Raw genomic sequence first — 20,195 nt, 5'->3', positions numbered from 1 at the left:
GGGGCGGCTTGCGGGCTCAGGCTTCGGCGGCGGGCGTGTCGCCGAGCCACTTGAACATCACGAGGCAATCGACGAAGCCGAGCCGCGCGTGGCGGTACGCGCGCGGCAGGCGGCCGACGATCTCGAATCCCAGCTTCCGCCACAGCGCGACCGCGACCTCGTTCGTCGCGACCACCGAGTTGAACTGCATCGCAAGGAAACCGCGCTCGCGCGCGACCTGCTGCGAGTGTTCGCACATCAGGCGCGCGACGCCGCGGCCGCGCGCGGCCTCGCTCACCATGTAGCCGCAGTTGCTCACGTGCTTGCCGGGGCCGGCCGCGTTCGCCTTCAGGTAGTACGAGCCGAGCACCACGCCGTCCTCCTCGGCGATCCACGTGCAAAGCGGCGCGTCGAGCCACAGCACGCGCGCCGCTTCCCGTGTCGGCGCGGGATCGAATGCATAGGTTTCCTGAGCGGCGACGATGGCGCGATAGGTCGGCCAGAAGCGCGGGAAATCGTCGTCGGTCATCGGGCGAATCGTGATCATGCGGGTTCTCTCGTGAGGGGGATGTCGGCAGGCAAGCGATCGATCGTACCGCGATTCATCGGCGGCCGCCGACCCGCCGCGCCGCACTGCGATACGCGCCCGGCGGCACGCCGTACCAGCGCTTGAACGCCTGCGAAAAACTCGACAGGTCGCTGAAGCCGAGCCGCTCGGCCACCTCCGCGAGCGACAGCCGCGCATCGCCGAGCAATGTCTCGGCCATCGCGCCGCGCGCCTGCGCGAGCAGCGTGCGAAACGTCGTGCCCTCCTCCTGCAGCCGGCGCTTGAGCGTGCGCGGGCTCGTGTTCATCAGCCGCGCCATGTCCTCGAGCGAGAACGGCGCACCGCCGGCCGTCGAGCCCAGGTACTGGCGCACCATCTCCGACGTGCCCACGCGCGCGCGCCGCGCTTCGACGAGTTGCCCGCACATCTGCTCGCACATCGACACCGTCAGCGGATTCGCATGCGGCAGCGGCCGGTCGAGAAACGCGCGGTCGAACGCGAGGCTGTTCACGCGCGCCGAGAAGGCCGGCTCGATGCCGGCGATGCGCGGCGCGACGAGCGACGGTGAACGCGCGGCCTGCAGCGTGAAGCGCGACAACGCGAAATCGCCGCTGGCGATTTCCTGCAGCAGCACGGCAGCAGCCGTCATGTCGCGCTCGACGAGGAACCGGCTCAGGTCGCCGTCGAGTTCCGGCGCGCCGAAGTTGAGCACGCCCGTATCGGGCGCCTCGCGGTACGTGATGACGGTGTATGCATACGTGAGCGGCAGGAAGCGCATCGCCAGCGCGAGCGCGTCGCGCCCGGTCGCGCTCGCGATCAGCCCGTAGCCCCACACGCCGTACGCGGAGAAGTGATAGCGCAGGCCGACCTCGAAGCCGAGGCCCTGCGCGCGGCCGAGCGCGCGCAGCAGGTTGCCGGTCAGCCGCAGCTCCTGTGCGGCCGTCACCTCGACCTTCGGATCGTCGAGCTGCGCATCCGCCAGGCCGGTACCGGCCAGCAGCGTCGCGTGCGGCACGCCGCGTTCGTCGCCGAAATCGACCAGCAGCCGGGCGCTGGCCGGACTCCGGGTGAAATCCCAGAAGCTCATGCGGAGAAACCCTCGAAGCGCCGATTTGGCCCAAATACTAAAACAATTGTCCCCAAGCAGCATTGGTGTTTCCCCGTGCGGCCCGCACCATCGGCGTCATCCAGTCGTCACCCGAACGACGCCATCGCCCCAGGAGGAGACACCATGCGACCGAGCCGCCCGACCGATCCCGCCGCCTGCGCCCCCGTGCCGGCGCCCGTCGGCTGATCCATCGACTACCGAACAAAGGAGACGATTCCATGAGCAAGACGTTCGACTACATCGTCGTCGGCGGCGGATCGGGCGGCTGCGTCGTCGCCGGGCGCCTGACCGAGGACCCGGCCGTGACCGTATGCGTGCTGGAGGCCGGCGGCCGCGGCGACGGCGCGCTCGTCAACGTGCCGACCGGCGCGGTCGCGATGATGTCCACGCGCCTGAACAACTGGGCGTTCGACACGGTGCCGCAGCCCGGGCTCGGCGGGCGCATCGGCTACCAGCCGCGCGGCAGGGCGCTCGGCGGATCGTCGGCGATCAACGCGATGGTCTACATCCGCGGCCATCGTGTCGACTACGACGGCTGGGCCGCGCTCGGCAACGAAGGCTGGGGGTACGACGACGTGCTGCCGTACTTCCGCCTGAGCGAGCACAACGAGCGCTTCGACGATGCATGGCACGGCCGTGACGGCCCGCTGTGGGTCAGCGACCTGCGCACCGGCAACCCGTTCCATGCGCGCTACCTGGAAGCCGCGCGACAGGCCGGCCTGCCGCTCACCGACGATTTCAACGGTGCGCGGCAGGAGGGCATCGGGATCTACCAGGTCACGCAGAAGCACGGCGAACGCTGGAGCGCAGCGCGCGCGTACCTGCTGCCGCATCTCGGCCGCCGCGACAACCTGACGGTCGAGACGCACGCGCAGGTGCTGCGCATCCTGTTCGACGGCACGCGCGCGATCGGCGTCGAGGTCCGCCAGCACGGCGAGGTCCGCACGCTGCGCGCGCGGCGCGAAGTCGTGCTCGCGGCCGGCGCGCTGCAGACGCCGCAGTTGCTGATGCTGTCGGGCGTCGGCCCGGGCCGCGCACTCCAGCAGTTCGGCATCGCGGTGCAGGCGGACCTGCCCGGCGTCGGGCGCAACCTGCAGGATCATCCGGATTTCATCTTCGGCTATCGCACGCGCAGCGTCGACACGATGGGCGTGTCCGCACGCGGCGGCCTGCGGATGCTGCGCGAGTTCGCGCGCTTTCGCCGCGAACGGCGCGGGATGCTGACGTCGAATTTCGCGGAAGGCGGCGGGTTCCTGAAAACGCGCGCCGATCTCGCCGCGCCGGACATCCAGCTGCATTTCGTCGTCGCGCTCGTCGACGACCATGCGCGCAAGCTGCATGCCGGCCACGGGCTGTCGTGCCACGTGTGCCTGCTGCGGCCGCGCAGCCGCGGCTCGGTCACGCTGAACAGCGCCGATCCGCTCGCGGCGCCGCGCATCGACCCCGCGTTCTTCGACGATCCGCGCGACGTCGACGACATGGTCGCGGGCTTCCGCATCACGCGCCGGCTAATGGAAGCACCGGCGCTCGCGAGCTGGATCACGCGCGACCTGTTCACCGCGAACGTGACGACCGACGACGAGATCCGCGACGTGCTGAGGCGGCGCACCGACACCGTGTATCACCCGGTCGGCACCTGCCGGATGGGGCACGACGCACTCGCCGTCGTCGATCCGCAACTGCGCGTGCGCGGCCTGCAGGGGCTGCGCATCGTCGATGCGTCGGTGATGCCGACGCTGATCGGCGGCAACACCAACGCGCCGACGATCATGATCGCCGAGAAGGCCGTCGACCTGATGCGCGGCGTGCGCCGCGTGCCGGACCGGCCGCATGCCGGCGAGACCGTCAGGACAGCGACGGATTGCGATTCCGCCCGTGCCGCGCGCGCGGCACACGACGTCATCCAGCCCGAGGAAACCCGCCATGCTGTCGCCTGATCCTTCCCGTTGCGCCGGCTCCGCCGCACCGCTTGCCGCGATCATCATCGGCGCCGGCTTCGCCGGCATCGGCATGGCCGTTGCGCTGCAACGCGCCGGCATCCACGATTTCGTGATCGTCGAACGCTCGCACGACGTCGGCGGCGTATGGCGCGACAACAGCTACCCGGGCGCCGCGTGCGACGTGCCCTCGCACCTGTATTCGTTTTCGTTCGAACCGAATCCGGCCTGGTCCCGCGTGTTCGCGCCGCAGCCGGAAATTCACGCATACCTGCAGCATTGCGCACGCAAGTACGGGCTCGCACGCCACCTGCGCTTCGGCGCCGAAGTCGGGCACGCGCGCTACGACGAAACCGGTGCGCTGTGGCACGTCACGCTCGTCGACGGCACGACGCTCAGCGCCGCCCTGCTTGTCAGCGGCACCGGCCAGTTGAGCCGCCCGGCGATGCCCGACCTGCCCGGCATCGACACGTTCCGCGGCCGCGCGTTCCACTCCGCGCACTGGGATCACGACTATTCGCTCGCCGGCAAGCGCGTGGCCGTGGTCGGCACCGGCGCGTCGGCGATCCAGTTCGTCCCGGCGATCGCCGGCAGCGTGCGGCACCTGACCGTGTTCCAGCGTTCGCCGGCCTACGTGATACCGCGTCCCGACCGCGCGTATCGCCCGTGGGAAAAGGCGATGTTTCGCCGGATGCCGTGGGCGATGAAGCTGCATCGCGCGTGGATCTACACCCGCTACGAATCGCGTGCGATCGCGTTCACGCGCCTGCACGGGCTGATGAAGGTGGCGGTCGGCCGGCCGTTCCGCAAGCTGCTCGCGCGCGACGTGCCGGACCCCGCGTTGCGCGCCCGGCTCACGCCCGACTACCCGATCGGCTGCAAGCGCCTCCTGCTGTCGAGCGAATACCTCGCGACGATGAGCCGCGACAACGTCGCGCTCGTCACGCAACGCATCCGGCGCGTGACCGAGGACGGCATCGAAACCGTCGACGGCGTCCAGCATCCGGTCGACGCGATCGTCTACGGCACGGGGTTCGCGGCAACCGAATTCCTGTCGCCGATGCGCATCACGGGCCGCGACGGGCTCGACCTGAACGACGCGTGGCGACGCGGCGCGCAGGCGTATCTCGGGCTCACCGTGCCCGGCTTCCCGAACTTCTTCATGCTGTACGGCCCGAACACCAACCTCGGGCACAACTCGATCGTCTACATGCTCGAAAGCCAGATCGCGCACGTGATGCGCTGCGTGCGGGCGATGCGGCGCGACGGCGCGCGCGAGATCGACGTCGATACGCGCCGCTACCGGCGCTTCAACGCGCACGTGCAGCAGCGGCTCGCCGGTTCGGTCTGGAGCGGCTGCAAGAGCTGGTACGTCGATGCAGCGGGGCACAACAGCACGAACTGGCCGGGTTTCACGCTGACCTACCGGTGGATCACGCGTGTCGGCGGCATGTCCGCATACCGCTTCACGCGCCCGTTGCCCGAGTCGGCCGCGGCAGCGCACGGCACGGTGATCGCGCCGCCGGCCGGTCGGCTGGAGGCGCTCGCCGCCGCTTCGCTGCGCGGCTTCCTGCGCGTTGCGTTCCGGCCGCTGATCGGGCCGCCGTTCGGTGCACGCACGCAGCGCCGCGTCGTCGCGCTGCTGTCGCCGCTGATGCCCGGTGCCGGCGGCACGCTGCGCTATCGCACGTCCGCGCACCACGTGCCGGTCGAAGTCGTCGCGCCGAAACGCGGCGACACGGGTGGCGCGATCCTGTATCTCCACGGCGGAGCATTCTGCCTCGGCGGCCCGCATACGCATCGCGGCGTGACGACGCGGCTCGCGAACGATGCCGGCCTGCCGGTGTGGGTGCCCGATTACCGCCTTGCGCCCGAGCATCCGAGCCCGGCCGCGCTCGACGATGCGCTCGCCGTGTACGACGCGATGCGCGCGCAGGGTCATGCGCCGCACCGGATCGTGATCGCCGGCGACTCGGCCGGCGGTGCGCTGGCCCTCTCACTCGCCATTGCGCTGCGCGAGCGCGGCGATCCGGCCGCCGCCGCGCTGCTGCTGATCTCGCCCGTGACCGACCCGGCGCTCGGCGGTCCGACGCTGGCCTCGCGCCGCCGCGACGATCCGATGATCCGGCGCGGCTGGCTCGAACAGGGGCTGCGCTGGTATCACGGCGCCGGCTCGACCGCCGCGCGCGGCCCGCTCGACACCGACCTGCGCGGTCTGCCGCCGATGCTGATTCAGGCCGGCGACCAGGAGGTGCTGCTGTCGGATGCGCAACGGCTGGCGGATCACGCACGCGCGTGCGGCGTGCCGTGCCGGCTGGAGATTCACGCGGCGCGCTGGCACGTGTTTCATCTGCAGGCGTTCTACCTGCGCTCGGCGCGCGATGCACTGCGCACGCTGGCGGGATTTGCGTCGGCACGGGTGGCCGCGAGCGCGTGACGATCGGGCGGCAATGCGCGGCGAGCGGCGCGTGCGCGGTCGCCTATCTGCGCGTCGCGATGGAATCGCTCGACGATCCCGACAATCGCGCGGCCGGCCTGCTCGCGCTGCGCACGGTCGCGGAAGCCTATGGCGGGCTCGGCGCGGTCGCGGCAGAAGCCGGCATCAGCCGCGAATCGCTGTATCGCACGCTGTCCCCGAACGGCAACCCGACGCGGAAAACCCTGCTCGCGGTGCTCAAGACCGTCGGCCTGCGCCGGTCCGTCGTCCTGGCCCAGCCGGAGCATGCATGAGCGGCGCGCGCCCGCTCACGGCCTGACCATCCACACGAGCAGCATCCCGGCCGGCGCGGCCGTCATCCCCGCCGGCGGACGCTCGATCGTCGGCTCGACCGCCAGCGCCTGCGCGATCGCCGCCGCATCGTCGATCGGCGTCGTGCGCACGATCGTCATCAGCCGCGCCGGCCGGTGCAGCGCCTCGCGATACAGCGCGCCGTACCACAGCGGCCGCATGCCGAGCGCGTCCTCCAGCACGTACGGATAGCGCCACAGCCGCAGCACGAGGCGGCTGTCCGGATGGGCCGGATCGACGCGGACGAACACGCGGCGCGTGCTTTCGCCATGCGTATAGCGCGGCAGCACGGGCAGCGCGTCGGCCGGCGCCTGCGGCAACAGCCAGCGCAACGCGGTGGCCGGCGACCACGGCGTCGCGCGCTGCCAGCCGGCCTGCGCGAGATGCCGGTCGAGCGTGTCCGATGTCGCGCTCCATTGCAACGGCAGATATTCCTCGCGATCGCCGCCGATCTCGGTGCGCCGCGTCGGCACGCGCTGCCACCCGCCGTGCAGCCACTGATCGACCGTCATTGCCACCACGTCACCGACGTGCGGGCGCGCCGCGCGCTCGAGCTGCCATTGCGCGGGAACCGTCCATACGCCGGCCGTCGCGAGCACCACGACCACCGCGACCAGCGCGCCGCGCGGCTGCACCTGTTCGCGCACGCGCCAGTATGCATAGGCGCCGGCGAGCAGCGCGAACCAGGCCAGCCCGAGACTCCAGCCGCCGAGCAGGCCCGACAGCCAGGTGTCGCCAACGTAGAGCCGCGCGAAACCGCCGAGCACGATCCACAGCACGACCGCCGTCACGACCGGAATGCGCCATCGCGCGGGCCGGTCGCGCGTGAGCACCCAGCCGAGGCCGCTGCTCGCGAGGATCGCGAACGCGGCGTCGGCATCGGGCAGCGGCAGGTGCAGCGCGCCGGGCGGCAGGCTCGCGGGCGTCGCGCCCGGCACGCCCGCGCCGAACGCCGGCACGAGCACGACCGCGATACCGACCGTCGCGAGCCACCACGCGGACGTCAGCCAGCAGCGATGGATCATCAGCCAGACGAGGAACGCGGCCGCGACGATCAGCCCCGTGTCGTGCCCGTGCAGCACGGCAAGCGCACTCATCGCGGCGTCGACGGGCGGCGTGCGCAGGTTCTGCAGGAACGCATACAGCGCGATGTCCGCGTGCATCAGCGGATCGTTCGCGACGACATCCCGCACCATCCCCGCGAACAGCCACACGCAGCCGGCGAACAGCAGCGCGAGCACGGGCACCGCGCCCGGCAGGCCGCGCACGTCCGCGATCGCGTCGTGCAGCCGCGCGCCCACCCGCGGCCAGCGGCGCGCGCAAGCGTGCACGGCTGCGACGAGCGCGCGGTGCAGCAACGGCCAGCCGCGCCGCAGCGCGACGCGCACGCCGACCCAGACGAGCACGACCAGCGCGGCGACGACCAGCAGGATCGCGGCGACCCGCACGCTGATCGCCGCGGCCAGCGCGGCCGACGCGCCGAACACGATGCCCGGCGCGACGTGTACCGGCGCCCACACGAGCGCCGAGACGACGTTGACCGGATAAAACGACCGCCGCGGCAGCGTCGCGCAGCCGACGACGACCGGCACGACCGCACGCACCGGCGCGAGGAAGCGCGCGAGCACGATGCTCTTCATCCCGTGACGCAGGACGAACTCCTCCCCGCGCGCATAGGCGTTCGCGTAGCCGAGGCGCGCCCACACGTTGCGGATCATCCCGCGGTAGTGCCGCCCGATCTCGTAGCTGATCCCGTCGCCGACCACCGCGCCGGCGGCCGCGATGCCGATCGTCGTCCAGCCGTCGAGCGCGCCCGCGCCGATCAGCGCACCGGCCGCGAACATCACGGCGCCGGCCGGCACGATCGTGCCGATCAGCGCGATCGCCTCGGCGCACGCCGCCACGAACACGATTGCCAGCACGAGCAGCGGATGCGCGCCGATCGCGCCGATCCACGCGTGGATCGTGTCGCTCATCGCACGCCCCGCGGCGAAACGGCCCGGCGGTCGAACACCGGATCGGCGATGGCAGGGTGAATGGTCATGGCGAGGTGCGCGCGCTCGCGCCGGCGTGAACGGTCAATCGAACTCGTGCTGCCGCGCATCGACCTCGAGCGGCGCGTCGTGATAGCCGACCGTCGCGATTTCCTGCAGATAGCGCGCAAGAAATGCGCCGATCGAACCGGCGGCCTCGTACTGATGCACGTGACGGAATTCGTGGGTCAGCAGGCGGCGCGTGTCCTGCCCGCGCAGCACGTACACCGCATGGCCGAGCGTCAGACCGATCGTCCCCGGCGACAGCAGCCCCGTGTCGCGGGCGATCGCGGCCAGCGACGGCGTCTCGGGGAACGGCATGCGATCGACGGTCACCACGCGGATCCGTTCCGGCCGGGCAACGCCCACCGCGCGTGCGTCGTCCGCCTGCGCCGGCGTCAGCGGCGCCCCCTGCGCGATCCCACGCGCCGCTTCCGCTTCGGCCCATGCGACCGCGGCGGGCAATGCGGACGGCAGGATATCGGCAAGATCGATCATCGCGGGGCTCCCCTGTGGGTGGATTGGCATCGGGCACCAGTTTAGTCCCGAATCGCGGCGGCTCGACGCACGGTCCGGGCAGCGCGTCGCCGGTCCGGCCCGGGTACGGCAGTCACCCGGGAATACCCTGACCGCCGCGCACGACACGTCGTGCCCTTTCCGGTCGATTATTTCGCTTCAGTACACATTCGTCGATCAGCCATCTCGAAAATTTCCCGAATGAGTACCGTTTTCGAATTCGGCGGAATATATTGGTCAGAAGAACGGCCGCGTCGATAACCAGACATGCAGTTCGCGGCGTCATCCCGAAGAGGGCCGCTAGATGATCAGGGTAATTCTGGCTGACGATCACGCAGTCATGCGGGACGGACTGCGTTACATCCTGGAAATGGCCGGCGGTTTCGAGATCGTCGGCGAGGCAAGCGACGGCTCGGCCACGCTCGCGCTGGCCGAACACGCGGCCGCCGACGTGCTGCTGCTCGACCTGTCGATGCCCGCGCCGACCGGCATCGAGCTGATCCGGATGGTCAAGAGTCACGCGCCGTCGCTGCGCACGCTCGTGCTGACGATGCATGCCGAGGCGCAGTACGCCGCGCGCGCGTTCAAGGCCGGCGCCACCGGCTACCTGACGAAGGACAGCGCGACCGCCGAACTCGTCGAGGCCGTCGGCAAGGTCGCGGCCGGCGGCGTCTACGTGAGCCCGTCCGCGGCCGAAAGCCTCGCGCGCACGCTGCGCGCGCCGGCCCGGACGTTGCCGCACGAGCGGCTGTCCGCCCGCGAGCTCGACGTGATGCGCCGCATCGTCGCCGGCCAGACCGTCACGCAGATCGCGTCCGAACTCGGGCTGAGCACGAAGACGGTCAGCACGTACAAGACGCGGATCCTCGAGAAAATGGAGTTGCCGCACGACGCGGCGCTGGTCCGCTACGCGGTACGCCACGATCTCGATCCCGGCGCCGGCGCCGACGACGCATGACGGCCGCGTCCCGGTTCCCGCCCGCGCCGCCGGAAGACGACGATCCGGACACGTCGCGCCTGTTCATGTCGTCGCTGCCGCCGGGCCGGCGCGAACGGCGCTTCGCGCTCGCGACCGTGCTCGTGTCGGCCGTGATCTTCGCCGCGCTCGCGCCGTTCGCGGGCATGCCGCTCGCGCCGGGCTCGGCGTTCATTCCCGTGTACCAGTCGGCGATCGTCGTCAACGACATGGTGACGGCCGGCCTGCTGCTCGGCCAGTACGCGATCCTGCGCCAGAAACCGCTGCTCGTGCTCGCGGGCGGCTACCTGTTCACGGGCTTCATGGCCGGCACGCACATGCTGAGCTTCCCCGGGCTGTTCGCACCGCACGGCCTGCTCGGCGGCGGCGACCAGACCACCGCGTGGCTGTACCTGTTCTGGCACGGCGGGTTTCCGCTGGCCGTTTCCGCGTATGCGCTGCTGCGCGCGACGCCGCGCGCCCGCCCGATCGCGAGCCCGCAGCGCCGGGCGGCGATTCCGGTGGGGTTCTGCCTCGCGTCGGCGGCCGCCGCGACGGTCGCGCTCGCGCTGCTCGCGACCGCCGGCCACGACCTGCTGCCGCGCATCATGAACGGCAACCGGATGGCCGCGACGATGACGAACGCGATCACGATCGTCTGGGGGCTGAACCTGGTCGCGCTGATGCTGATGTGGCGGCAGCGGCGCCGCCACTCCGTGCTCGACCTGTGGGTGATGACGGTACTCGTCGCGTGGCTGTTCGATATCGCGCTGTCGTCGATGCTCAATCACGGGCGCTACGATCTCGGCTTCTACGCGGGGCGCGCGTACGGCCTCGTCGCGTCCGGCGTCGTGCTGTTCGCGATGCTGTTCGAGAACGGCCGGCTGCATGCGCAGACCGTGCGCGCGCTGGCCGGCGCGCGCTACCAGCATCTGCTCGTCGTGCAGAAGAGCGCGCAGTTGAACGACGCGAACGAACGGCTCGAACAGCGCGTCGCCGCGCGCACCGCGCAACTGAGCGCGTCGAACCGCGACCTGCGGCGCGAAGTCGAGGAGCGCGTGCGCGCGGAGCGGGCGCTGCAGACGTCACGCGAGGAACTGCGCGAGATCGCCGCGATCAGCGCCAGCGCGCGCGAAGCCGAGCAGCGCCGCATCGCGCGCGAGCTGCACGACGAACTCGCGCAGACGCTCGCGACGCTGAAGAACGATCTCGAATGGCTGATCGACCGCGTGCCGCAGGACGACGCGTTGCTCGCGCGCAAGATCGCGGCGATGCATGCGCTCGCGCGCGGCGCGGTGGCCGCGACGCGGCGCATCGCGTCGGACCTGCGCCCGCTGATGCTGGATGACCTCGGTTTCGCCGCGGCGATGCAATGGCTCGTGGAAGATTTCCGGCACCGTCACGGGATTGCGTGCTCGCTGCGCGTCGAGCCGCCCGAGCTGCAACTCGACGAGCCGTACGCGACGGCCGTGTTCCGCATCGCGCAGGAAGCGCTCGCGAACGTCGCGCGGCATGCGGCCGCGTCGCATGCGGACGTCGAACTCGTGCACGGCGGCGATACGCTCGCGCTGACGATTCGCGACGACGGCGCGGGATTCGATCCCGGCGTGCCGCGCAAGTCGGGTTCGTTCGGGCTGGTGGGATTGCGCGAGCGCGCGTATCTGGTCGGCGGCACGCTGCGGATCGCGACGACGCTCGGCGAAGGCACGACGGTCGACGTCGAGATTCCGCTGACGCACGCGCCCGTCGCGGTCGCGCATGGCGGGAATGGGGGTTCTCGGCCCGATCGCTGACCGAGGCGGCGATGCCGGCCGCCGCATCGATCACGCGTCAGTGGTAATCCTCTTCCCGTTGATGTCGCACCGCGAGAATCGTAACTTGTTCGGCCACTTCAATCTCGAACAGCAGGACAAAACCCGACGCGCCGAAGGACACGATCAGCTCGCGCAAAAACGGATTTCCATTCTCGATCTTGCGGCATGTGAACGGAAACAGGCGCAGCACGGCAACACCTTGCCCGATCGCGTCCGCGGCGCGCGCCGCCGCATCCACATCACGTTCGAGCAGGGTTCGAAACGTATCTGGAGCCGCAATCCGCCCGCCGGTCACACCCGCGCCGCCACCATCCCCCGCTCCGATCGCGTCCATGCGACCAGCGCGCCGATGCCGAGCAGCGCGAGGCACACGATCGGCACGATCATCGGCCCGAACGCGGTGCCCGTCACCTTGCCCGCGAACGGCATCAGGTTCTGGCTGAAGAAACCGCCGAGGTTGCCGATCGAGTTGATCGCCGCGACGCTCGCCGCCGCCCGCGCGCCGGTGAAATAACGCGGCGGCATCGACCAGAAGCACGGATACAGCAGCGGGATGCACGCGCCGCCCAGCACGAGCGCCACGAAGCGCAACGGCGTCGACGGCAGCACGAGGCTCAGCAGGAAGCCGAGCGCGCCGAGCGCCGCGACGATCGCGATCGTGCGCAGGATGCTCTTCGCGCGACGCAGCTTCGCCGGCAGCCACAGCAGCAGCAGCACCGCGAGCGCCCACGGCAGCATGCTCAGGAAGCCGTTCGTGCTGCTCGACACGCCGAACGATTTCACGAGCGTCGGCAACCAGTACGTGACGCCGTACAGCGACGTCGACATCAGCATGTAGGTCGCCGCGAACAGCATCACGCGCGGATCGAGCAGCGCCTTCCACGGCTGGCCGTGCTCGGCCTGCGCCGGCTTCTCGCGCTCCAGCGCGGCCGCGACGATCTGCTTCTCGCGCTCGTCGAGGAACGGCGCTTCGCGGAACGACGCCGGCAGCACGCGGAACACGACGATCGCGACGACCACGGCCGGAATGCCCGTCGCCACGAACACCCATTGCCAGCCCGCGAGGCCCCACACGCCGTTCAGGCTCAGCAGCACGCCGCCGACCAGCGAGCCGAGCATGTTCGCGAGCGCGCTGCCGAGCGTGAAGATGCCGAGCACCTTCGCGCGGTAGCTCTGCGGGAACCACAGCGTCAGGTAATAGATCACGCCCGGGTAGAAGCCGGCCTCGGCGATGCCGAGCAGGAAGCGCAGCGAGCAGAACGCGGGCATCGACGTCGTGAAGCCCATCAGCACCGTGATGAGGCCCCACGTCAGCATGATCCGCGCGAGCCACACGCGCGCGCCGTAGCGATGCAGCGCGAGCGTGCTCGGCACCTCGAACAGCAGGTAGCCGATGAAGAACAGCGACGACGCGAGCCCGAACGCGGCCTCCGTCATCCCGAGGCTGTGCACCATCTGCAGTTTCGCGAAACCGACGTTCTGCCGGTCGATGAACGCGATCAGGAACATCACGACGAGGATGGGCAGCAGGCGCCGCGCCACCTTCGACATGATGCGCTGTTCTTCGGCGGACGCGGGGTCCAGGGTGTCGGTAGCGGTCACTTCATGCTCCTTGCGTGAATCGGTTGCGTATCGGTTGAACCGATGCCCGCGCGCAGCCGTCGCGCGGGCACCGGATGTCTCGTTGAACGGGGGGCGATCAGCCCGACCGGTAATCGTCGAGCATCGGCGCGAACATCTCGTGCCACGCGCGCGGCTTCGCCTTGATCGTGCCGGCCAGGTACAGGAATTCGACGTAGTCCATCAGCTGGTTCGGCAGCACCGAGAAGCGCGTGTCGGGCGCGGCCAGCATGCGCATCACGTCGTCGTGCGACACGCCGACGCCCGACGACGCCGCATACAGCGCGGCCGCCGCGCGCGGGTCCTGCGCGATCAGGCGGTTCGCTTCGTCGAGCGCGCCGAGAAACGCGACGGCGAGCGCGGGTTCCGCATCGACGAGCCGCTTCGGCGCGAACACGACGTCGAGCGTCAGCGGGCCGAGCACGTCGACCGAACTCACGACGCGATGAATACCCGGCTGCCGCAACTCGAGCGTCGAGAACGGCGGCGACGTGAAGTGCGCGGTGACGCCGTTCTCGCGGCGGATCAGCGCCTGCATCGCCTGCGGATGCGGCAGGTTCACGGTAATCGAATCGAGCTGCGCGAAATGCCGCGGGCCGAGTTGCCGGCTCGCGACCATCTGCAGCACGACGGCCGACAGCGACGTGCGAATGCCCGGCACCGCGATCCGGTCGGACGGCGCGAAGTCGCGCAGCGACGCCAGGCCCGGGCGGTTCGCGTTCAGCGACAGCGACGTGGTCGACAGCCCGCTGATGCCGATCACCTCGACGTTCGGAATGCCGCGCGCCCGCGCCCACAGTTCGATGAAACCCGGCGCGCCGGCGCCCGCGAAATCGAGCGTGCCGGCCATCATCGCGTCGTTGACGGAATTGCCGCCGTCGAGCAGCACCCAGTCGACCGCGACGTCGCGCACGCCGTGGCGTGCCGCGTGCCGCTCGAACAGCCGCTGCTTCTCCATCACGAGCAGCGGCAGGTACAGCACGCCATAGCCCTTGGAGATCCGCACCGTGCGCGGTTTCGCCCGCACGAGCGACGGTGCGGCGAGCACGCCGAGCCCGGCGGCGATCAATGCGCGGCGGCGTGGCGACATCGTCATGCGCACGCCGCCCCGCGACGGGCGGCACACGGCCGCGCGAAGGCCGCCGTCGCGCCGCGTCGCGCGTTCGTCGCGCCCGTGACATGCTGCATGTTGCCGTCTCCTTGAATATTTCTGGTATTAATGCCGTCCTTGCCTGCTGCTTCCGGCTCGACACAGGTTATCGACCGAGTCTGAGAAAATGCTGACATCCCGGCCCCGGGAAAACCCTATCCACTTACCTGCAAAACGGCACCATGCGCATTCTCGTCGTGGAGGACGATGCCGAAATCGGCGCGGCGATCCGCAACCGCCTGGCGCGGCTCGGCCACGCGGTCGATCTCGAAACCGACGGCGCGACCGCGCACGGGCTGTTGCGCGTCGAGCGTTTCGACCTCGTCGTGCTCGACGCGAACCTGCCCGGCATGGACGGCTTCACGGTATTGCGCCACCTGCGCGCGTCGGGCAGCACGACGCCCGTGCTACTCGTCACCGCGCGCTCGGCGATCGACGACCGCGTGAGCGGCCTCGGCCTCGGCGCCGACGACTACCTCGTGAAGCCGTTCGACTACCGCGAGCTCGACGCACGCGTGCAGGCGCTCCTGCGCCGCAACAGCGGCCACGCGAACGACGTGCTGACGCTCGGCGGCCTCGTGATCGACCGCAGCAGCCGCCTCGCCGAACTCGACGGCCAGCCGCTGTCGCTGTCGCGGCAGGAGTTCGCGCTGCTCGAAATCCTCGCGAGCCGCCCGCAGCGCATCTTCTCGAAGGACGAACTGCTGAACCAGCTGTTCAGCTTCGGCAACGAGCCGACCACGAACGCGGTCGAGCAGTACGTGACGCGTGTGCGCAAGAAGCTGCAGGGCAGCTCGGTCGAGATCCGCACCGCGCGCGGGATGGGGTATCAGATTGCGGCGCACTGACTGGTTCCCGAAGACGCTGTTCGGGCGCACGCTGCTGTTCATCGCGCTCGTCGTCGCGACCGGCGCGCTCGCGCTCGCGGCGATCGCGCGCTATTACGCGGGCGTCGCGGCCGAGCGGGCATACGACCAGTTGCTGGCGGGCGCATCGATCCAGGTCGCGGAAAACCTCTACGTGCAGGGCGGCGTGCTCGCGCTGAATCCGCCGGTGGGCGCGCTGTCGACGCTGTCGCGCTACGACCTCGTCTACTACAAGGTCGTCGATTCGCGCGGCGTCGTCGTGGCCGGCTACAACGATCTCGCGAGCCCCGCGACGCTCGCGGCCGCGAAACAGGGCCCCGCGTTCGCGAATGCCGTCTACCAGGGGCACCGCATCCGCACCGCGACGATCGCGCGCTACATGCCCGAGGAAAACACGCCGGGCTGGGCGCTCGTGACCGTTGCGCAGACAACCAACGCACGCCAGCAGCTGACGAACGACATGAGCATCAAGGTATGGACGCTGATCCTGCTGATGAGCGTGCTCGCGATCGGCGCGAGCGGCCTCGCGATCCGGCGCGGCCTGCGCCCGCTCGCGCAGATCGGCACGATCATCGCCGCGCGCGACCCGGCCGACCTGCGGCCGGTGGCCGTCGACACGCCGAGCGAGATCGACGCGATCATCGGCTCGATCAACGGGTTGATGCACCGTCTCGCCGAACGGATCAACGCGATGCAGCGCTTCATCGCCGACGCCGCGCATCAAATGCGCACGCCGCTGGCGCGGCTCGACGCGCAGATCGAGCTGCTCGACGGCGAATCCGATCCCGCGCGCCGCGCGGCGCGGCTCGATGCGCTGCGCGCGACCTCCTCGGACGTCGGCCGGCTCACCGGTCAGTTGCTCAATCATGCGATGGTGATTCATCGCACCGAAGCCGTGCCGCTGCAGCCCGTCGACCTCGTCGCGCTCGCGAAGGAAGTGCTCGGCCGCACGATTCCGCTCGCGGGCGAACGCGATGTCGCCGTTGCGTTCGCGAGCGACGCGCCGCTGGCGCGGATCGACGGCGACGCGATCAGCCTGCAGGAAGCGCTGTCGAACGTGCTGCACAATGCGCTGCTGCACGGTCACGCGGACGACATTGTCGTATCGGTCGCGACGACGGGCAACGTTGACGGCGCGGTCACGCTGACCGTGACCGACAACGGCCGCGGGATACCGCGCGAGCACTGGGATGCGGCGCTGCAACCGTTCGTGCGGATCGCGCCGGACGGCAGCGAGCGGCGCACGGGGTCAGGGCTCGGGCTCGCGATCGTGCAGGAAGTGATGAAGGCGCACGGCGGGCGCGTGGGGTTCGCGTTTCCCGATGCGGGCGGGTTCGCGGTGGTGCTGACGTTTCCGCGCTCGGCAGGAACCGGCGCGGAACACGCATGAACAGTCGAATCAGTGCAGTGCCGGGCGCGCGGCGCACGCTCAATCGTCGTTGTCGTTATCGTCGTCGAACCGGTTGCGCTCCGCATGCCGCGCTGCCCGTCGATCCAGCTCGTCGTACTGGCGATCGCAGAACAACCGGCACAGCGTATCGACATCCGCACGCGTATCGACGTCGATCGTGTCGACGTGCTGCTCCAGCGTCCCCTTCCCGATCCCGAACAGCCCCTTCTTGATCCGCATGGAGACGACATTCAGCTGGAAGCCGCCTGAACGCGCGTCGCTCAACGCGGTCACCCACAACGCCCTCTGATCGTCGGCATGCTGCAGCACGAGCGCCGGCAACGGGCCTTCCTGCGTCTCGTCCCACTCGGCATGCTGCGCCGCCCACGGGAACGCATCGAAGGCATGCGTGAACGACGCGTAATCCGTCGCGCCCTGCGGATCCAGTTGCTTGTAATCGTAGCCGACCTTCTGAATCGAATAAGTCAACATGGCGCGGTAGCCCCCGTGGCGTTCGAGATCAGGAAAGCATCAATCTACCTGAGTTTCGGTGTCCGTCATGATTTTCGCCGCGGCTCACGTATGTGCCTTTGCCGCGCGATCGCGCGGATCCTCCAGGTAGCCGCGCGCCAGCCTGACGAGTTCGCGCTTCAGTTTCGGATCGTCCAGCAGCCCGCGCCGGGCCGCATTGTGCACGATGCCTTCGAGCGCGGAAGACAGCACCTGCGCCGTCATGGCATCGGCCTTGACGGGCGCACGCCCGCGACAGGCGGCAACGATCAGCGCATAGCGGCGCAAGTACGCCTTCTGGAACGCGTCGTACGCGTCCTTCGCGCCCCCCGGATCAGGCAGATCGAGCAGCGCCCGGTGCAGCGACGGGTGATCGCGGTGCGCGGCGATCAGGTCGCCGATCAAGCCTTCGACGAGACGCCCGGCGCTTGCCCGACGGTCATGCGCGCGTTGCAGCACGGCCAGCACGTCGTCGAAATGCCGGCGCCGGATCGCATCGACCAAGGCGAGCTTGTTCGGGAAGTACTGGTACACGGAACCGATACTGACGCCGGCAACCTCCGCGACTTCGTTGGTCGTGAATCCGGCCCACCCGTGCGTATCGAGAACGCGAGCCCCGGCCGTGACGATCACGTCCACGGTCGCACGCGAACGCGCCTGGCGCGGGGCTTTCCGCATCGCGGCGGCGGTATTGGAAACGCGAGTGGACATGCGGACTCCGACCGAAAATAATGGTGCCGAAGCTCACATATTAGGTGAAACCCACGAGGAAACGACCATGAGCGCGAACGCACTCCTGTCCCGCATGCTGCGCTACCAGGCATGGGCGAATGACGACATGCTGGCGGCCATCGCCGGGCTCGACGCGGGGCAACACGCCGAAGCGCGCCATCTCGCGCTGCGCCTGATGAACCATTGCCTCGTCGTCAACCGGATCTTCGCCGCGCATCTGACCGGCGAGCGCCATGGCTTCGTGTCCGACAACACACCCGACACGCCGGAGCCCGACGCACTGCGTGCGGCCTTCGCGTCGCTCGATCGCTGGTATCTCGACTATGCCGACGCCGCCACGCCCGGAATGCTGTCCGAATCGATTCCGTTCACGTTCACCGACGGCGACAGCGGATACATGACTCGCGAAGAAATGCTGACCCATGTCGTCACGCACGGCGGCTATCATCGCGGCGAAGCCGGACGCCTGATGAGCCAGGCGGCGGCACGCTCGGGGCGAGCCATCGAACTGCCGTGGGACACCTACGCCGTTCACCTGCACCGGACGGAACCCGCGCGCAGACTTCAGGGAAAAACCGAAGCGGCGAATCCGGCACCCGCAGTGCGATAGGCTGACGCCAGGCCCGCTACGCCGCCACGGCCTCCCCGCCGAGATACGCATCGCGCACGCGCTCGTCGTCGAGCAGCGCCTTCCCCGGCCCTTCGAGCACGACGCGCCCCGTCTGCAGCACGTACCCGTAATGCGCGATCTCCAGCGCGAGGCTCGCGTTCTGCTCGACCATGAACACCGTCACGCCCTGCCGGTTGATCGCGTCGATCAGTTCGAGCACCTTGTCGACGTAGAGCGGCGACAGCCCCATCGTCGGCTCGTCCATGCAGATCAGCTTCGGCCGCGCCATCAGCGCACGCGCCATCGCGAGCATCTGCTGCTCGCCGCCCGACAGCGTGCCGGCGCGCTGCGTCAAGCGTTCGCGCACGCGCGGAAACAGGTCGAGCACGCGTTCATAGTCGTCGGCCACGGCCGCGCGATCGCCGCGCGTGTACGCGCCCATCAGCAGGTTCTCGCGCACGCTCATGTCGCCGAACAGCCGCCGTGCCTCGGGCACGGCCGCGATCCCGCGCCGCACGCGCTGCGGCGTCGCGAGCGCCGTCACGTCGGCGCCGTCGAAACGCACGACGCCGCGCTTCGGCCGCATCAGGCCGAGGATCAGCTTCATCGTCGTCGACTTGCCGCTCGCGTTGCCGCCGAGCAGGCTGACGATCTGCCCGCGGCCGACTTCGACGTTCACGTCGAAATGCACCTGCACCGGCCCGTAGAACGTGTCGAGGTGTTCGAGTTTCAGCAGCGCGTCGGTCATCGTCGTATCGGGTCCGAAAGAAGGCAGGGTCATGCGGCCGCCCGGGCGGTGCGATCGGCCGGTGCGCCGCCCGCATGGCGGCGGCCGAGATAGGCTTCGATCACGCGCGGATCGTGCCGCACGTCGCGCGGCGCGCCCTCGGCGATCTTCACGCCGTTGTCGAGCACCATCACGCGGTCGGACACGCGCATCACGAGTTCGAGCTTGTGCTCGATCAGCAGGATCGTCAGCCCACGCGCCTTCAGCGACTGGATCAGCTGCAGCATCTCGGCCGTCTCCGTCTCGTTCATGCCGGCCGTCGGTTCGTCGAGCAGCAGCAGGCGCGGATGCAGCGCGAGCGCGCGGCCGATCTCGACGCGCCGCCGGTTCGCGTACGACAGGCTGTGCGCCGGATGATCGATGCGCGGCGTGAGCCGTTCGCCGAACCCGGCGACGATCGCGCGCGCGCCTCGTCGCGCAGCGCGGCTTCCTCGCGCCGCACCGACGCCGGCCGCACGAGCGCGCGCAGCACCTCGGCGGCCGCACCGAGCGCGGGCCAGCCCGGCCGCGCCGCGCGCAGCCGCGCGTGCGCGCCGATCAGCACGTTGTCGAGCACGCTCAGGTTGCCGAACACGCGGCCGTGCTGGAACGTGCGCGCGATGCCAAGCGCCGCGAGCCGTTCGGGCGCCGTGCCCGTGATGTCGCGGCCGTCGAACGTCACGCGGCCCGCGTCGGGCCGGTCGGCCCCCGCGATCAGGTTGAACAGCGTCGACTTGCCCGCGCCGTTCGGCCCGATCACGCTCAGCAGTTCGCCGTCGGCCAGCGTCAGGCTCGCGCCGTCGAGCGCGGTCACGCCGTCGAAGCGGCGCGTCAATCCCTGCACGTCGAGCAAGGGTCGAGTGGTCGTCATCGC

General features: G+C 69.9%; 18 protein-coding genes and 1 pseudogene. 8 read left to right on the top strand and 11 right to left on the bottom strand.

Features of this window, described 5'->3' with window-relative positions:
- Positions 1–16: 16 nt before the first annotated feature.
- Both AC1VVG_RS22695 and AC1VVG_RS22690 read right to left on the bottom strand, forming a co-directional pair.
- Positions 17–526 carry a GNAT family N-acetyltransferase gene (locus tag AC1VVG_RS22695; protein WP_034188321.1) on the bottom strand — a complete coding sequence of 170 codons (510 nt, stop codon included), beginning with the start codon at positions 524–526 and terminating at the stop codon, positions 17–19.
- A gap of 55 nt (positions 527–581) precedes the next feature.
- Positions 582–1,613 carry an AraC family transcriptional regulator gene (locus AC1VVG_RS22690; protein WP_482836335.1) on the bottom strand — a complete coding sequence of 344 codons (1,032 nt, stop codon included), beginning with the start codon at positions 1,611–1,613 and terminating at the stop codon, positions 582–584.
- A 239-nt stretch (positions 1,614–1,852) separates the two neighbouring features.
- Here AC1VVG_RS22690 and AC1VVG_RS22685 point away from each other — a divergent pair, with 239 nt between their 5' ends.
- From AC1VVG_RS22685 to AC1VVG_RS22675, 3 genes are read left to right on the top strand one after another with little or no spacing between them, the layout of a single operon-like run.
- Positions 1,853–3,571 carry a GMC family oxidoreductase gene (locus AC1VVG_RS22685; RefSeq protein ID WP_034188323.1) on the top strand — a complete coding sequence of 573 codons (1,719 nt, stop codon included), beginning with the start codon at positions 1,853–1,855 and terminating at the stop codon, positions 3,569–3,571.
- The gene (locus AC1VVG_RS22680) at positions 3,558–6,008 is read left to right on the top strand and encodes a flavin-containing monooxygenase (protein WP_482836333.1); all 2,451 of its coding nucleotides are present in this window, start codon (positions 3,558–3,560) and stop codon (positions 6,006–6,008) included. The genes AC1VVG_RS22685 and AC1VVG_RS22680 overlap by 14 nt, the downstream gene beginning before the upstream one ends.
- Complete coding sequence (locus AC1VVG_RS22675; protein ID WP_049032874.1) at positions 6,005–6,301, top strand: helix-turn-helix domain-containing transcriptional regulator; 297 nt, start codon at positions 6,005–6,007, stop codon at positions 6,299–6,301. The genes AC1VVG_RS22680 and AC1VVG_RS22675 overlap by 4 nt, the downstream gene beginning before the upstream one ends.
- A 15-nt stretch (positions 6,302–6,316) precedes the next feature.
- Here the strand turns inward: AC1VVG_RS22675 and AC1VVG_RS22670 are convergent, their stop codons facing one another.
- Both AC1VVG_RS22670 and AC1VVG_RS22665 read right to left on the bottom strand, forming a co-directional pair.
- Positions 6,317–8,335 (bottom strand): LssY C-terminal domain-containing protein, encoded by a 2,019-nt coding sequence (locus AC1VVG_RS22670; protein ID WP_482836331.1) that lies wholly within the window; start codon positions 8,333–8,335, stop codon positions 6,317–6,319.
- A gap of 102 nt (positions 8,336–8,437) precedes the next feature.
- Positions 8,438–8,890, bottom strand: coding sequence for a hypothetical protein (locus AC1VVG_RS22665; protein ID WP_059559643.1), 453 nt, complete (start codon positions 8,888–8,890; stop codon positions 8,438–8,440).
- Between the two features lie 322 nt (positions 8,891–9,212).
- Here AC1VVG_RS22665 and AC1VVG_RS22660 point away from each other — a divergent pair, with 322 nt between their 5' ends.
- On the top strand, positions 9,213–9,866 hold the full coding sequence (locus AC1VVG_RS22660) for a response regulator (protein WP_049031728.1): 654 nt from the start codon (positions 9,213–9,215) through the stop codon (positions 9,864–9,866).
- The gene (locus tag AC1VVG_RS22655; RefSeq protein WP_482836329.1) at positions 9,863–11,656 is read left to right on the top strand and encodes a sensor histidine kinase; all 1,794 of its coding nucleotides are present in this window, start codon (positions 9,863–9,865) and stop codon (positions 11,654–11,656) included. The genes AC1VVG_RS22660 and AC1VVG_RS22655 overlap by 4 nt, the downstream gene beginning before the upstream one ends.
- 37 nt (positions 11,657–11,693) lie before the next feature.
- Here AC1VVG_RS22655 and AC1VVG_RS22650 read toward each other — a convergent pair whose 3' ends face one another.
- The 3 genes from AC1VVG_RS22650 to AC1VVG_RS22640 all read right to left on the bottom strand — a co-directional run bounded on the left by AC1VVG_RS22650 (position 11,694) and on the right by AC1VVG_RS22640 (position 14,393).
- A complete protein-coding gene (locus AC1VVG_RS22650; protein WP_080287841.1) occupies positions 11,694–12,011 on the bottom strand; it encodes a type II toxin-antitoxin system RelE/ParE family toxin in 318 nt (105 codons plus the stop codon).
- Positions 11,969–13,279 carry an MFS transporter gene (locus AC1VVG_RS22645; RefSeq protein ID WP_049035680.1) on the bottom strand — a complete coding sequence of 437 codons (1,311 nt, stop codon included), beginning with the start codon at positions 13,277–13,279 and terminating at the stop codon, positions 11,969–11,971. The genes AC1VVG_RS22650 and AC1VVG_RS22645 overlap by 43 nt, the downstream gene beginning before the upstream one ends.
- A gap of 97 nt (positions 13,280–13,376) precedes the next feature.
- Complete coding sequence (locus tag AC1VVG_RS22640; RefSeq protein ID WP_059560072.1) at positions 13,377–14,393, bottom strand: ABC transporter substrate-binding protein; 1,017 nt, start codon at positions 14,391–14,393, stop codon at positions 13,377–13,379.
- Between the two features lie 236 nt (positions 14,394–14,629).
- Here AC1VVG_RS22640 and AC1VVG_RS22635 point away from each other — a divergent pair, with 236 nt between their 5' ends.
- Positions 14,630–15,295 (top strand): response regulator transcription factor, encoded by a 666-nt coding sequence (locus AC1VVG_RS22635; protein ID WP_034188331.1) that lies wholly within the window; start codon positions 14,630–14,632, stop codon positions 15,293–15,295.
- Entirely contained in the window at positions 15,282–16,703 is a 1,422-nt protein-coding gene (locus tag AC1VVG_RS22630) for a sensor histidine kinase (RefSeq protein ID WP_049035679.1), read from the top strand. The genes AC1VVG_RS22635 and AC1VVG_RS22630 overlap by 14 nt, the downstream gene beginning before the upstream one ends.
- Positions 16,704–16,742: 39 nt before the next feature.
- Here AC1VVG_RS22630 and AC1VVG_RS22625 read toward each other — a convergent pair whose 3' ends face one another.
- Entirely contained in the window at positions 16,743–17,195 is a 453-nt protein-coding gene (locus AC1VVG_RS22625) for a hypothetical protein (RefSeq protein ID WP_482836328.1), read from the bottom strand.
- Between the two features lie 84 nt (positions 17,196–17,279).
- The gene (locus AC1VVG_RS22620; protein ID WP_226103878.1) at positions 17,280–17,852 is read right to left on the bottom strand and encodes a TetR/AcrR family transcriptional regulator; all 573 of its coding nucleotides are present in this window, start codon (positions 17,850–17,852) and stop codon (positions 17,280–17,282) included.
- On the opposite strand from AC1VVG_RS22620, the gene AC1VVG_RS22615 reads away from it, so the two are divergent.
- Positions 17,836–18,555 (top strand): DinB family protein, encoded by a 720-nt coding sequence (locus tag AC1VVG_RS22615; RefSeq protein ID WP_226103877.1) that lies wholly within the window; start codon positions 17,836–17,838, stop codon positions 18,553–18,555. The two genes, AC1VVG_RS22620 and AC1VVG_RS22615, sit on opposite strands and share 17 nt — an antisense overlap.
- A 16-nt stretch (positions 18,556–18,571) precedes the next feature.
- Here the strand turns inward: AC1VVG_RS22615 and AC1VVG_RS22610 are convergent, their stop codons facing one another.
- Together AC1VVG_RS22610 and AC1VVG_RS22605 are read right to left on the bottom strand one after the other, a co-directional pair.
- Positions 18,572–19,336: an ABC transporter ATP-binding protein gene (locus AC1VVG_RS22610; protein WP_482836327.1), complete on the bottom strand. Its 765-nt coding sequence runs from the start codon at positions 19,334–19,336 to the stop codon at positions 18,572–18,574.
- Positions 19,333–20,192 (bottom strand): annotated as a pseudogene (locus AC1VVG_RS22605) (ABC transporter ATP-binding protein). Before AC1VVG_RS22605 ends, AC1VVG_RS22610 begins: the two are co-directional and overlap by 4 nt.
- Positions 20,193–20,195 lie beyond the last annotated feature (3 nt).

This window comes from Burkholderia sp. L-4 (assembly GCF_056856535.1).
This window is presented reverse-complemented; position numbering and strand designations above follow the sequence as displayed.

Excerpts from the sequence above, each read along its gene's own strand:
- AC1VVG_RS22650 (WP_080287841.1), bottom strand. The coding sequence starts at position 12,011 with ATGGACGCGATCGGAGCGGGGGATGGTGGCGGCGCGGGTGTGACCGGC.
- AC1VVG_RS22670 (WP_482836331.1), bottom strand. The coding sequence starts at position 8,335 with ATGAGCGACACGATCCACGCGTGGATCGGCGCGATCGGCGCGCATCCG.
- AC1VVG_RS22695 (WP_034188321.1), bottom strand. The coding sequence starts at position 526 with ATGATCACGATTCGCCCGATGACCGACGACGATTTCCCGCGCTTCTGG.
- AC1VVG_RS22685 (WP_034188323.1), top strand. The coding sequence starts at position 1,853 with ATGAGCAAGACGTTCGACTACATCGTCGTCGGCGGCGGATCGGGCGGC.
- AC1VVG_RS22655 (WP_482836329.1), top strand. The coding sequence starts at position 9,863 with ATGACGGCCGCGTCCCGGTTCCCGCCCGCGCCGCCGGAAGACGACGAT.
- AC1VVG_RS22625 (WP_482836328.1), bottom strand. The coding sequence starts at position 17,195 with ATGTTGACTTATTCGATTCAGAAGGTCGGCTACGATTACAAGCAACTG.
- AC1VVG_RS22690 (WP_482836335.1), bottom strand. The coding sequence starts at position 1,613 with ATGAGCTTCTGGGATTTCACCCGGAGTCCGGCCAGCGCCCGGCTGCTG.
- AC1VVG_RS22660 (WP_049031728.1), top strand. The coding sequence starts at position 9,213 with ATGATCAGGGTAATTCTGGCTGACGATCACGCAGTCATGCGGGACGGA.
- AC1VVG_RS22680 (WP_482836333.1), top strand. The coding sequence starts at position 3,558 with ATGCTGTCGCCTGATCCTTCCCGTTGCGCCGGCTCCGCCGCACCGCTT.
- AC1VVG_RS22640 (WP_059560072.1), bottom strand. The coding sequence starts at position 14,393 with ATGACGATGTCGCCACGCCGCCGCGCATTGATCGCCGCCGGGCTCGGC.
- AC1VVG_RS22610 (WP_482836327.1), bottom strand. The coding sequence starts at position 19,336 with ATGACCCTGCCTTCTTTCGGACCCGATACGACGATGACCGACGCGCTG.
- AC1VVG_RS22635 (WP_034188331.1), top strand. The coding sequence starts at position 14,630 with ATGCGCATTCTCGTCGTGGAGGACGATGCCGAAATCGGCGCGGCGATC.
- AC1VVG_RS22665 (WP_059559643.1), bottom strand. The coding sequence starts at position 8,890 with ATGATCGATCTTGCCGATATCCTGCCGTCCGCATTGCCCGCCGCGGTC.